This window comes from Devosia sp. 2618, from assembly GCF_040546815.1.
Lineage (GTDB): Bacteria > Pseudomonadota > Alphaproteobacteria > Rhizobiales > Devosiaceae > Devosia.
The window spans coordinates 3,645,072-3,658,502 of sequence record NZ_JBEPOO010000001.1 but is presented as its reverse complement, the minus strand read 5'-3'; the positions used below and the strand labels follow the sequence as shown (position 1 = coordinate 3,658,502).

Sequence of the window (13,431 nt, the reverse complement as noted above, 5' to 3'; positions counted from 1 at the left end):
GTGCCCGACCGCCCGAGATTGCCAACGAGATCGGGCCGGCTCGCTTGTTGCTAATGCACCATCAGAGCAAAGTGGCCGGCAACAAAGCCCCGCAGCCAGCAAGCCGTTTCACGTTCCAGCTTCTGGTCATCCTGAGGATCACAGGGCTCGAAAAGAGGCCGCCAGCTCACCTGGGGCAAACCGGACGGGCCGACGGAGCGCACCAGGTATTCGGTGCGGGCGATGACGACGTCCAGGTGGAGGCTGCTGGCATCTTCGGCGCCGTCGAAATCGATGGCGGCTCCCAGCACAGCGGAAGCGACGCGTTCGAAGTCGTCGTCATTCAGTGCCGGGCCGATGGCCATCCGGCACAATGGATATTCGACGGCAGCGACGTCTTCAGGGCTCACGGGGACATACTCAATGTGCTCGCCTGCCGGGCCGAGCCTGGCATCGCGCGCTTCCTGGCTGGCATAAGCCTCCGCGCGGAACTCGGTCCCCATGACGATCATGTAGTCGTCATAGCGGGGATCGTCTTCCTGGATCGACGCATCCAGAAGCGGCGCGTACTTTGCGAGAATGTTCTCACGGCAAAAACAGAAATTGACCATCTCGGCCTCCTTGTCGATGCCACCCATTGGCATTGACCGCTTCATAGGCCGAAACAAAATCTTCTATATCTGAATTGATCTAAGATGGTAAACAGAAACTAAAAGCCGATATTTTCGATCGGTTCGCCAGCGAACACGACCCGATGGATTCCCTCGATGCTGTCGCGGGCAAAGCGGGTTTCCACGCTGGGAGAAATCTGCCGGACGATGACCTCGTCGGCGCTTTCGTGCACCAGTTGGCGGATATAGGCGATAGTCGCGTCGCGATAGTTCACCCGCCCTTTGACCAGGATCGACACATAGTCCTTGGGGCGCGCTATGGCGGCCTTGTGGGCGTAAGCCAACTCGCCCGGTTCGTAGCGCGGAGACATGGTCGTGTCGGAGATGGCGACGGCATAAAGTCCTTTCGCCTGGACTTTGATCGGCAGCGTCAGGTGGTAGAGGGGGAAGCTTTCGACAATGCTGCCGCCATCAAAGCGACCGCCCGACCGATAGACCGGAAACCTGCCCAGTTCCTCGGCTTTTTTGATCTCGGCGCGAGACGTGATCTGATCTGCAAGATGCCTGGCAATGGCGTCAAGATCAGCGACCGCGTTCGGGCCGAGTTCCGGCTCGACGGGCGCGTCTTCCGGTTGCCATCCCACCTCTGCCTTGATGCGATCGATTTCGGCCTCGGACGGCTGGGTTCCTGCCTGCAAATAGGCTTGCGTCGTCAGCAGGGCCCTTGCCAGGCGGCCATAATTACCCGCGTGCAGCGTGAGTTTTTTGCCGCGCAAAAGATCGGAGACGAAGGTGGCATTGAAGCGACCGCGGCGGGCGATATCAGCCTGCGAGAGCCCTAGTTCGGCCATGCGCGCTGCGACCCGCCCGGCCAGCGTAGATATGTCCAATTCCATGTCGATCTCGGAGAAGCTTTAGTATCTGAATTAATCTAACATGCGTCGATGGTCGTATCTAGCCCGCTTCGGAGCCCTCCTTCCGCATTTGTGGTCGTGTGGATAGAGGTCGAGGCCGGCTTTCAGAGGGTGACAGGTTAGGGCGAGAGAGGGTCTCCCGCCACCGTCTGGAGCAGACCAATGAGCAATGTGGAAATTCTGGATGCCGCCCCTCGAGCGCGCGGCGGTTATCGTGTCGATGTCAGTCGTGGCGAGCGGGTGGGCCGCGTATCGTCGGAATGGTTCAACCGCCCCGATGATCAGCGCTACCTGTCCCTGTCCGAGCTTTATGCCTCGGTCCGCGGGCGGGCTGAGCGAAGCCGGACGCGAACGATGGCGAGCGCGGCGATCCGCGTGGAAGCCCGCAGCGATAATCCGGAGCATATGGCGTTGATCCTGCCAGGCGAGGACGCTCCTACGGCGCCCACGCATTGGAGTTTTGGGCAATTGTCCAACCTGGTCGGCGCGCCCGCCGCCTATCTGCGGCAGCTTCCGGCGCCGCTGGCTGCCATCAATCTGCAATATGGCCTCAGCAGCCATCGGGCCGAACAAATCAAGACCCTGGAAACCACGGATGGCCGGGTCGAGCTGCGCGCTGTGACCGGCCCCGACTATGGCCGCATCTACGACCACGAACTGGTGGAAGCGGTGCAGAAGATCGCTGGCAACGGTACTGGCGACACCAGATGGAAAGTGCCGGGGGCGCTGGACTGGTCAAGCGGCATCTACAATCCCGATGTCGATATCGCGACAGACACGACCACGCTCTATGCCTCCGACCGGGATGTTTTCCTGTTTCTCGTCGATGACCGCAATCCTATCGAGGCCGGACGGCTACCAAATGGCGAGCCGGATTTGTTCTTCCGCGGCTTTTATTGCTGGAATTCGGAAGTCGGCGCCAAGACGTTGGGCATCGCGTCGTTTTATCTCCGCGCCGTCTGCCAGAACCGGAACCTCTGGGGCGTGGAGGATTTTGAGGAGATCACCATCCGCCATTCCAAGTATGCCGCCTCCCGCTTTGCCCATGAAGCCGCGCCGGCGCTGACCCGCTTTGCCAATTCCTCGCCCATGGCCTTCGCCAACGGTATCAAGGCATCGCGCCAGCAGATTGTCGCCCGCAACGATGAGGACCGCACCGATTTCCTGCGGAAACGCGGGTTTTCCAAGGCCGAGACGGCAAAGATCATCGAAACCGTGCTGGTCGAAGAAGGCCGCAAACCCGAATCCGTCTTTGACTTTGTCCAGGGCATCACCCGCATCGCCCGCGACAGGCCGCACCAGGATGTCCGGCTCGATCTCGAAGGCAAGGCCAAGAAGCTTCTCGATTAGGTGTGACGCTCCCGGTTCAATCCGGGTTTCTGCATTCGCGGCGCCGTCCTCAGAGATAGAGGGCGGCGCCCTTGGTCGTGACCGGTCCAAGGTCGGGAGAGAGGCTCCCGGCGGCCCGTCACGGAGTATGTTCAATGTCAAAGACCGCCAAGAAACAGCCCGCGATCGCTCTCAGCGCCTCGCGGGACATTGCTCTTAACAAGCTCGTGTTGAGCCAGGCCAATGTCCGCAAGAACAAGGCCGGCGTTTCCATTGAGGAACTGGCCGAAGATATTGCCCGGCGCGGCCTGCTGCAGGGCCTGAACGTCCGGCCCGTCAATGACGAGGCAGGCGCCGAAACCGGTATGTATGAAGTTCCAGCCGGCGGCCGCCGCTTCCAGGCGCTCGAACTGCTGGTCAAGCAAAGGCGTCTGGCCAAGGACGCGCTGATACCTTGCCTGGTTCGCGAGGGTGGCATCGCCGAAGAAGATTCCCTGGCTGAGAATGTGCACCGGGAGGCGCTGCATCCGCTCGACCAATTTCGTGCCTTTCTGACGCTGCGGGAGAAAGGCCAGAGCGAGGAAGAGATCGCCGCCGCGTTCTTTGTTTCGCTCAATGTGGTCAAGCAGCGGCTCAAGCTTGCCGCCGCCTCGCCGGTCCTGCTCGACGCTTATGCCGAGGACGCCATGTCCCTCGACCAGCTCATGGCCTTCACGGTCACCGGTGATCATGGGAGGCAGGAGGAGGTCTTCGAGCGCGTAAAGTCATCTTACGACAAGTCGCCTTATTCGATCCGGCGAATGCTGACCGAAGGTGCCGTGCGGGCCTCGGACAAGCGGGCACAGTTCGTTGGTGTCGGTGCCTATATCGAAGCCGGTGGGACAGTGCTGCGGGACCTTTTCGAATCCGATGACGGCGGCTGGCTGCAGGACGCTTCCCTTCTCGACCGGCTGGTTGTCGAAAAGCTCCAGCAATGCGCCCAGCCGATTGCCATGGAAGGCTGGAAATGGGTGCAGGTGGCCACCGACTTTCCCTATGGCCACACCTATGGCCTCCGCCGCATCCATGGCGAAACGGTGCCGCTGACTGCTGAAGAACAAGCTGCCCGGGCCGCGCTCCAAGTCGAATACGACCATCTTGTTGAAGAGTATCAGGGCAGCGACCACGACCTCCCTGACCTGGTGGACGAGCGTTTCGCCGAACTCGAAACGGCGCTCGCCGGTTTCGAGGATCGGCCGACGCAGTATGATCCCGAGGAGGTTGCCCAGGCGGGCGCCTTCATCAGCATCACCGGCGACGGCCGCCTGCGCATCGAAAGCGGCTATGTTAAGCCCGAGGACGAACCCGTAGCGGACGGTGATGATGATACCGGCGGTGAGATTGGGCAGGGCAACGAGGCCGCCTCGGCTGCCGCCATGTCTGCGGTCATCGAATCCCCTGACGCCGAGGATGACGATGGCCTGGCGCCGATCTCAGACAAACTGCTCACGGAGCTGACGGCCCATCGCACGCTTGGTCTGCGCTATGCTCTGGGCGCGTGCCCCGATGTTGCCTTGCTTGCAACACTCCACGCCCTGGTGCTGAAGGCGTTCTACCACCACGCCCCCGAGACCTGTCTCGAGCTTGATCTGCGCAGCAATAACTTCGGTGGCGCAGGATCCGGGTTGCAGGACAGTGCCGCCGCCGAAGTCATTCGCGCTCGGCATGACGGTTGGAGCAAGACGCTGCCGGAAGACGCCGGGGACCTTTGGGACGCCCTGGGCGAGTGGGATGCCGATAGCCGGTCAGCGCTGTTCGCCCATGCCGTCAGTCTATCCGTCAATGCCGTTCACGAAACCTGGAACCGCCGGCCCGGCGTGATTGCTCATGCCGACCGCCTGTCCCAGGCGGTCGAGCTCGACATGACCAAACTCTGGGCACCGACCGCAATGAATTATCTGGCCCGGGTCACCAAGGGCCGGATTCTGCAGGCCGTTACAGAGGCCAGGGGCCAGCGCGCCGCCGACCGCATAGCCCATCTCAAGAAGGGTGACATGGCGACCGAAGCCGAAACCCTGCTCGCCGGCTCCGACTGGCTGCCCGAGGTGCTCCGCCCTGTGGGTGGCAGCGGGGCCGCGGACCCGGTGCTCGAGAGCGACAGCGACAGTGCCGGCCAGTTCGAGACCGCGGTCGGCGACGACCTCGACGAGCCGGGCGCGAATGATGATCGTGCGGTTCATCCCATTGCCGCCGAGTAATTTCTCAATCAGCGGGACGGCCTCGGCCGTCCCGCCCCCTTTTCTCGCCTGGCCATCTGCCGGGCTTTTGCTTTTTGGAGGGCCAGATGGCCGACCACTTGACGCTCTTTGCCACTGAACTCGATGTGCGCTTCCCGGCAAACCTGCTTCGCGCCCGGCAATTTTACAGGGAGTCCCCGGAGGCCTCGGACAATGAGACCGCGTTCCGCGACGGCTTTGATCTCAATGTGGATGAATGCCCTGGCGAATACCGCCTGCGGATTTCCGCCTCGCAGTCCGGCGATACCGGGGCGGTGATCCGCTTTGTCCGGCGCTGTGCGCAGGAATTCGGGCTCACCGGGCCTTGGGGTTTCGAATGGGCCCATGTCTGCACCAAACCCATGCTGCACAGCTTCGGCGGCGGCGCTCTCGTTCTTGACCTCACCACCGGCGATACCCTGGCCTGGAATGACACCCATGGCTGGTTGGTCCGTCAATTGGCTAAGGCAGGCCGGAAGTCATGAACATTCCCGATCATTCTAGCCCACTGGCAGAAGGCAAGCCCTATGCGCATTATCAGCCGCCCAATCCTAGTGATCCGGACGGTTTTTTGCCGGCCAGCGGCAGTGATGGTCCGACATGAAGGCGGCTGACCTTTCCATTCGCCTTGGCCAGCGGGCCGAGGCGGTTTGCCGGTACTATCTGTCCAATGGTCGCCGCTCCGGCAAATACTGGATCGTCGGCGATGCCCGCAACACGCCGGGGCGCTCGATGTTCGTGCGCCTGGTCGGCCCCCACACCGGGAAAGGTGCTGCCGGCAAATGGACCGATGCCGCCGCCGCTGAACATGGCGACCTTCTCGATATTATCCGGGAATCGACGAGCCTCGTCGACTTTAGGAACGTTGTCGATGAGGCACTGCGATTTCTCAATTTTACGGAAAGCGAAGCGGCACCGTCCTCAGATACAAGGAGCGTCCCGACCATTATTGGATCACCCGATGCGTCCCGGCGCCTGTTCAACATGGCGCAGCCCATTTTCGGCACCCTGGCAGAAACCTACCTTCGTCAACGCGCCATCACCGTGCTGCATGGTACCAGTGCCCTGCGCTTCCATTCCCATTGCTATTACCGCCCCGACGGCGGCGGCTCGCGCCAAACCCTGCCGGCCATGATCGCAGCCGTCAGCGATCTTCATGGAAGGCAAACCGGAGCGCATCGCACCTGGCTTTCCAATGACGGCGGTGACAAGGCGCCCATCGCCGCGCCGCGCCGCGCAATGGGCGATCTTCTGGGTCACGCTGTCCGCTTTGGCACGGCCGGCACCGTCATGGCAGCAGGCGAAGGCATCGAAACCGTCCTATCCCTCAGATGCGTCTTGCCTGACATGCCCATGGCTGCAGCTTTGTCGGCCGCTCACCTCGCCGCCATCCTGTTCCCGCCATCCCTTCGGCGGCTCTACATCATTCGCGACAATGACCGGGTCGGCGCCAATGTCTGCCACCATCTCGCTGACCGCGCGCATGGGGCCGGGATCGAACCCATCGTTCTGTCGCCCGGCCTGGCCGACTTCAACGATGACCTGCGGCGCTTCGGCATTCAGGCGCTTCGGGAATCGGTCGGGGAGCAACTCTTCCGTCGCGACCGCATTCGCTACCTTCGCGGGACGGAATAGGACGGCAAGGGAAAGACAGTGGTTCCATTCTCATGGTCATCACATTCTCTTGGCCCGTCGGTAGGAGCCGCGGACCCGGCCTTGCAGAGGGCGATCGGCCCATGGCCTGGTCGGCCCGGCAATGGCGATGGTCAACTATTTTCCGGCGGCGCGCGATTTTTGGCGACAATGTTGATCGATAGCGACGCCGTTCCAGCGCGAACAAAATAGTTGGCCTCTGCCATCCTGCGCTGTCGCTCCGGCCCCGCGCTGCGCTTGGGGTGCCATTCCGTCCCGGTCATGGGCTTTGTCGCCATCAAGGCCGCGAGGGTCGCGGTCGAACCGACGGAGCAACATTATGCGAGAACACGACGCGATCGAACCGCACCATCATTCCTCTTCGACCGATCATATTGTCAGCCAGTTGCAGCTTTATGGCTGGCGCCCTTCCGGCGACGAGGCTGATCCTCGACCAATTCCCGAAGACAACATTCTCGCCGGCGTCGTCACCGATATCTTCGATGCTCTCGCGTCCGGTCTTGCCGACACTGCGCTCGATGCCGATCTCGCTGAATTGCTCTGGTCGAGTGTCAACACGTTCCATCGCGCTGCTGCCCGCCTTGAACGCCAGCTCGACGACAATGAGCAGAACCAGCGCCGGCTGCAGCAAGAGCAGGATGGCAGCGAGGTCAAATCGGTCGAACTGGAAAACCTTGTCTCCACGGGACAATCCCTGTCCGAACGCCGCGATGCCCTCGAACTGATGCGTGACCAGGCCGCCGAACGCTACGAACACCAGACCGGTTCGGCCTGGCGACCGCGCGCGGGCTCGATGCTGAACCGCAAAACCATGACCGCCAGCCTGATCGACAGCCGCGATTTTCTGGCCGCTCGCCATAGGGTCGACACCGAACTCTTGCTTCCGCCCGGTCCCAAGATAGCGCTGACCGGTGGCATGGATTTCAACGACTACCAGTTCATCTGGGATCTACTCGACAAGGTTCACACCAAGCACCCCGATATGGTTCTCATCCATGGCAAATCGCCAAAGGGAGCCGAATTCATCGCCGGCAAATGGGCCGACACGCGAAAGGTCCAGCAGATTGGCTTTGCCCCCGATTGGACCCGGCACGGAAAATCCGCGCCCTTCAAGCGCAACGACGCCATGCTCGACATCCTGCCGATCGGCGTCATCGTCTTTCCGGGCACCGGCATCCAGGACAACCTGGCTGACAAGGCCAGAAAATTTGGCATCAAACTCTTCGATTGCCGCAAGCGGGGTGGCGCGTAAGCGCCACCCTAGGAGCGCCGCCCACAGGGCGGGGATAGCCTAGCAAATGAGCATGCCACTGCTGCCCTGGCTTCACGCAAGCCAGGAGCTCATAGCTCGGCGTACGGCTGCAAGCGTCCCTGAATGTACCGGCACCCACCACGACCGGACTGACCAGCATCATCCCGAATTCGTCTGGCCCCCTTACGACCTGGTCTATCTCCATGCCAACTATCGCGGCGCATCTTGTGGTCGGTGGAAGGGGCCCCCGCCAGAGACCAGGACGCTCTGTGAAATTTCCATGGGCCAACTGAACTGTCATCAACGGTGGCAGGTAACCTGCCCCATACCGGACTTGGCGCGCGCGATGAGGAACCCCGGCCAGCGTAACATGACTGCGCAATACCCTCTTTTGTCTTTTGGAATCCGGTACCAAACAGCGACCTGGATCGCCATAGAGCGAAGTCTATGGGGATGTTCTCCGGTGCCAATGTCGAATCGAAGGCGTTTCAAAACCTGACCGAAGGTGATCCACGCCGCTAATCCGTGAAGCGGTTCCATGGCGCAGGGTGGCTGACATAGCCTCCTTGAGCTTTCCCGAAGACAAGTCCGCTCCCATCCGGCCTCTTCGATGGGCTGATCTGGCCGAAGATCAGCTGCGCTTCGATCGCCTATGGCGCAACAGCGTCGTCAAGCTTTCTTCCCCTGCCGGCGCGGGCCGGCATTCCTCGCGGAAAGACAAGAAAGCTCTCCTCTCCCGTTTCCCCTGCGGGTGCGCCGTCGATCGTCTTCGGCCCTTCGATCGCCATCGAGGCCGCAAGGGGCGGGCTCGTAGGAAAATCAAGGAGATTATCATGGCAACCATCGGCACCTTCAAATCCACCGCCAACAACGAATTCACCGGCGAAATCCTCACCCTTTCGGTTCAGGCTAAAAATGTCCGCATCGCCCCCGACACTCGGGCCATTGGCGAAAATGCACCCAGCCACCGCGTCTTCGTCGGTCGCGCAGAAATCGGAGCCGCCTGGTCCAAGACGTCCAACGAAGGCAGGAACTATCTGAGCCTCAAGGTCGACGATCCCAGCTTCTCCAATCCCATCTATGCCAACCTCTTCGAGGATGAGGACGGTGACACCCACAGCCTCATCTGGTCTCGCCCTGCCCGCCGCAGCGAATAAGGAATTAGAGAGCCCCCCGCAACTGGGCGGGCTCCTCTTTCAAGGACAAGCGCGTAGCGACAAGCATGGCGACATGGAAAGTGAAGGGCATCAAAGGTGTGGTGGTCTGTGCTAACCAAGCGGCTCGCTTAGGATCTAATCGCGAACTCCTACAGGCAGCCATCCGCCATCGCCAAGCTTTTCGGCTTAGTCTAGCCCAACAGGGCCTACCCGCTCTTGACCAATAGTAATCGAGAACGGACATTCTCGGTGACCGCAATTATTGCTTGCGGTAACCGAGAGAAAATCCGCCGGCAGGTTCGGATCCGGTGGTAATAGCATTATGTAGTCGGGGGGAATGCAGTTTGAGTCCGGAGATCCTAACGCGACTTCTCGCATCGATGAATGCCGGCCGGCTTCTGGTGGTCTGCGGCGCGGGCCTATCGATGGCGCCGCCCAGCAGCCTACCATCGGCTCGCACCGTAGCAGAACGATGTTTTGACAAATACCAGCTCGAGGTCGATCCCGCCTGCGATATCGCGCTGCGTGACAATCTCGAGGCGCTGGCCGAACACTTCGTGGCAACCAATACGCTCCAGTCCGTCTTCATCGAGCATTTGGTGCCATGGCCGGCCTTTGCGCGACCGTACAATCCCGGTCACGCCGCAATCGCCGATTTTCTGATCATACGCGCTGCCGTCGCGGGCATATCTAGCAACTACGACATCCTCATCGAACGCCGGGCCTGGGATTACGGCGCTGCCTTCAGAGGCTCCCTCGATGGCGATGAGGCCAATGTCGATGCAGCGCGCCAAGCCCCGCTCTTGAAATTTCATGGATGCGCACAGCGAGATCCCGTGTCGACCGTGTGGGCCCCCTCCCAACTCCAAGATCCCGTTATCTCGGCCCGCATCGAACGCAGCAAAACCTGGATGGCAGCGAACCTGCGACAGAAGGACCTGCTGGTCGTCGGCTTCTGGTCAGACTGGGAATATCTCAACGCTGTGATCGGCGGCGCCCTTGCGGACGTGCAGCCGCTCTCCGTCACAGTCGTCGATCTCTCGCCGACGGACACCCTGGAAGAAAAGGCGCCCCAGCTCTGGCAGGTCGCCCATGCCGACAACGTTCATTTCGAGCATGTTCGCGAATCCGGCGCGGACGTGCTCGATGAACTGCGCAGGACGTTCTCCTTGAATTATCTGCGCCAGGTTCTGGCCGCGGGCCGGGCCGTATTCGAACAGACGACGGGCGTTCAATGCCACCCGGACTGGCTCCAGATCGCCAATTTCGACAGCGAGACCCTTTACGGGCTGCGCCGGGATGCCGAAGGCATCCCTGCTGTACAGCCGGCCACACGCCTTCGCCCCGGCAATGTGGAGGCGCTTGGATATTTTCATCTCTTGTTGCGCCAGGCTGGCGCCACCCAGCTTCCCGAAGGGTACGAACTGAACGGTCGCAGCATCCGGGTCATTAATGGCGCCGAGGCGATCCTCGGTTCGCTTAGAACGAAATTCATCGAGCCACCCGTGGCCGTCACCTCCGAAATCGTGGTCGCCGTGGGCGCAACTGATCTCGGTCTTCCCAGCAATGTCATCCGGGGTGGGCGGACCGGCGATCTCATACGTCCGGCCGCCGCCGGAGACTGGTTTGACGTCAACGGCGCACGCGCGGAGCTGAACATCTGATGGATATCGCGACCCAAGCCGAAATCGTGCTTCGCAATGCACAATATGAAACCTGGTCCTGGTCAGGGCCGAGTGGCCCCGTGACCTGTTTCGAGAGCGCCGCCCTCATGGGCTTCGTCCACGTCTTCGTAAACGCGGAGGCGCTCATGGCCGGTTGGCAGGCCAGCCAAAAGACTAGCCTTGCACGCCACGCCGCGTCCCTGCGAGGAGCCGGCATCAAGGCCTGGAATGTCTATTCGGTGCTACTCACCGCCGAGCGTGCACCTTCGCTGGCCCGCGCCATCGAGCGGATAGAGGAAGACTTCACACTCACCCGAAAAATCGCCCGCACGGCCGTGACAACGGCGGAGGACGTCGAAAGGGCGTTGCTGCCCTTAATAGGGCTCCGCGCGCAGCCGCTCCTCGGTGCGACCAACTTCGAAGACCGCCTCCGCAGCCGCTTAAAGGACGTTCCCGCCGACGCCGTAGCCGCCTTTCTCAACGAAACGCCGGCTGTGGAGGTCGCTCGCATTTTGGGAGCCAGATCATGAAGCTCGATTATGTAGAGGTCTGCGGCTTCCGTGGTTTCCGAGACAAGGCTAGGATCGATTTCGGCGGCGGCTTCACCGTCATCACCGGCCGCAACGGCGTCGGCAAGAGCACCCTGTGCGACGCCGTCGAGTTCGCCATCACCGGACTGATCGAAAAGTACGCCGTCGAGAAGGCCGCCAAGGAAAGCCTCGCCGATTATCTGTGGTGGCGCGGCGCCGGCGAACCGGAAGCTCACTATGTCACCGCTGCCTTCATTAGTGACGAGGGCAAGCCATTCAAGATCACCCGGACCCGCGAGAGCGGTGCCGATGTGTCGCCGGAAGAAATCCAGGCGGCCTTGTGCAGCGGACCTGTGCCAGAGGATGCGCTGCGACAGCTGACCCGAACCTCCATCATTCGCGACGAATGGATCGCTGCCCTCAGTCTCGATCTGTCCGAGACCGAACGCTTCGATCTCGTTCGCTCGGCCCTCGGCGCCCTCGAAGGCTCAGAGGCGGCTGCGAAGGCCAGGGATGTCGTCACCGCCGCCGATGCCTCTCACGCCCGCAATGAAGCCGCCTATGAGAATGCGCGCGCCACGTTGGGCGAGCGTCTGACCCAGCAGTCGGAAATCCAAGCCTCGCTTAGCCGCTCAGGCGATGTCTCTGCCGCGTTGGAGATCGTGGGCGCCGCCGTGCCGAATGCGCCCACCGAGATGGTGCTCCGCCTTGAAGCCGCTCGCGGCGCGCTTGCAGACGGGCGGACGCGAACCGCCCGCAGCGCTGAAGCGGCGGAGGCCGGTCGGGTTCTGCTCGCCCGTCAGCAGGCTTTTCAGGCGCCCAATGCGGTAACAGCGCGGGAAACCGCGAAGGCCGGGCTTGAAACGACAAGGGAGGCGCAAGGCGTCGCTTTGGCGGACGTTGCCGCCGCCGAGATGCTGCTCGCCCGAGAAGAGGACGCGGATGCGATCGCAGCCTCGCTTGCCATTCTGGTCGAGCACGGCGAGCGCCTTGGCGTTCATGAGGACCGTTGCCCGCTCTGCGCGGCCCAACGAACCTCTGCGGAGTTCGCCGCAGGCGTGGAAGCAGCGCGTCGGCGGATTTCGAGCCTCGCCTCCGGGGTTCAGGACGCCCGCCGGAGAATGGCTGCGGCCAGTGAACAGGCGCGACAAGCGTCATCCGCCTTCACCATGGTCGAGCGTGAGGTTTCTGGCCATCAAGCCGAAGAGGACGCCTTGCGAGAGGCTGAACAGACCTATGCCGCGTTTTTCGACCGGTGGGGGATAGATCCGCGCTTCCTTTCTGACCCGGACGGGCTCGAAAGCCATGTAACGGCCGAGCGCGACCGATTGATCAACCTCGAGCGCGCCCTGATCGTTCTGGAGGCGTCCCAGTCGGTGTCGCGCATGGCGTCGATCGAGAAAACCATCGAAGTTCTGCGTGAGGACATCGAGAAGCTCGCCGATGTCGTCGGCCAGTCACAGGCCGCCGCAACCAGCGCCCGCAAGATCGACCGGGCGGTAAAGCGCGTCAGCGCCGAGATCATCGATGAAAGGCTGGCTCAGATCAGCCCCTTGCTCAATGAACTCTATCAACGTCTGAGACCGCATGCGGATTGGAGGACCATCGATTACAGCATCCGCGGCGATGTGAAACGCTTCCTGAGCCTGAAGGTCGGCGACGGGCTGAACCCGCAATTCGTGTTCAGCTCCGGCCAGCGACGTGCGGCGGGACTGGCGTTCCTATTGTCGGTTCACTTAGCCCGCGCCTGGACGCCTTGGCGCTCACTCCTTCTCGATGATCCGGTCCAGCATATCGACGATTTCCGCGCGCTTCATCTCGTCGAAGTACTGGCGGCCCTTCGCCTCGACCGCCGCCAGATCATATGCGCGGTCGAAGACCCGGCGCTTGCCGACCTGCTTTGCCGGCGCTTAGTGAGCACGACCAGCGAGCCCGGCCGCAGATACGACATCGATCTTGGGCACGAGGGCGCGACGAGCGTCCTAACGGCTGCGGATGTCCCACCGATGCCGGTCGGCGTGCTGCGTAGCGCTCTCCAGGCTGTCGGGGAGTGAGCTCATCCGATCCGGACGACAACGTAGCTGACG

The 13,431-nt window shown here is 61.9% G+C and carries 11 protein-coding genes; 9 read left to right on the top strand and 2 right to left on the bottom strand.

Going from position 1 to position 13,431, the window contains the following annotated elements:
- Positions 1-50 precede the first annotated feature (50 nt).
- On the bottom strand, positions 51-617 hold the full coding sequence (locus tag ABIE28_RS18055; protein ID WP_354065336.1) for a hypothetical protein: 567 nt from the start codon (positions 615-617) through the stop codon (positions 51-53).
- A gap of 71 nt (positions 618-688) precedes the next feature.
- Positions 689-1,486: a hypothetical protein gene (locus ABIE28_RS18050; protein ID WP_354065334.1), complete on the bottom strand. Its 798-nt coding sequence runs from the start codon at positions 1,484-1,486 to the stop codon at positions 689-691.
- 180 nt (positions 1,487-1,666) lie between these two features.
- On the opposite strand from ABIE28_RS18050, the gene ABIE28_RS18045 reads away from it, so the two are divergent.
- From ABIE28_RS18045 to ABIE28_RS18005, 9 genes are all read left to right on the top strand, one after another.
- On the top strand, positions 1,667-2,854 hold the full coding sequence (locus tag ABIE28_RS18045; protein ID WP_354065332.1) for a DUF932 domain-containing protein: 1,188 nt from the start codon (positions 1,667-1,669) through the stop codon (positions 2,852-2,854).
- Positions 2,855-2,988: 134 nt separating this feature from the next.
- On the top strand, positions 2,989-5,070 hold the full coding sequence (locus ABIE28_RS18040; RefSeq protein ID WP_354065331.1) for a ParB/RepB/Spo0J family partition protein: 2,082 nt from the start codon (positions 2,989-2,991) through the stop codon (positions 5,068-5,070).
- 86 nt (positions 5,071-5,156) lie between these two features.
- Positions 5,157-5,573 carry a hypothetical protein gene (locus ABIE28_RS18035; RefSeq protein WP_354065329.1) on the top strand — a complete coding sequence of 139 codons (417 nt, stop codon included), beginning with the start codon at positions 5,157-5,159 and terminating at the stop codon, positions 5,571-5,573.
- A gap of 115 nt (positions 5,574-5,688) precedes the next feature.
- A complete protein-coding gene (locus ABIE28_RS18030) occupies positions 5,689-6,723 on the top strand; it encodes a DUF7146 domain-containing protein (RefSeq protein ID WP_354065327.1) in 1,035 nt (344 codons plus the stop codon).
- Positions 6,724-7,060: 337 nt separating this feature from the next.
- Positions 7,061-7,993, top strand: coding sequence for a DUF2493 domain-containing protein (locus tag ABIE28_RS18025; protein WP_354065325.1), 933 nt, complete (start codon positions 7,061-7,063; stop codon positions 7,991-7,993).
- Positions 7,994-8,826: 833 nt separating this feature from the next.
- On the top strand, positions 8,827-9,150 hold the full coding sequence (locus ABIE28_RS18020) for a DUF736 domain-containing protein (protein WP_254674042.1): 324 nt from the start codon (positions 8,827-8,829) through the stop codon (positions 9,148-9,150).
- A gap of 344 nt (positions 9,151-9,494) precedes the next feature.
- Entirely contained in the window at positions 9,495-10,814 is a 1,320-nt protein-coding gene (locus ABIE28_RS18015) for an SIR2 family protein (protein ID WP_354065323.1), read from the top strand.
- Entirely contained in the window at positions 10,814-11,344 is a 531-nt protein-coding gene (locus ABIE28_RS18010) for a hypothetical protein (protein WP_305581535.1), read from the top strand. Before ABIE28_RS18015 ends, ABIE28_RS18010 begins: the two co-directional genes overlap by 1 nt.
- On the top strand, positions 11,341-13,398 hold the full coding sequence (locus tag ABIE28_RS18005; RefSeq protein ID WP_354065321.1) for an AAA family ATPase: 2,058 nt from the start codon (positions 11,341-11,343) through the stop codon (positions 13,396-13,398). The genes ABIE28_RS18010 and ABIE28_RS18005 overlap by 4 nt, the downstream gene beginning before the upstream one ends.
- Positions 13,399-13,431: the final 33 nt, after the last annotated feature.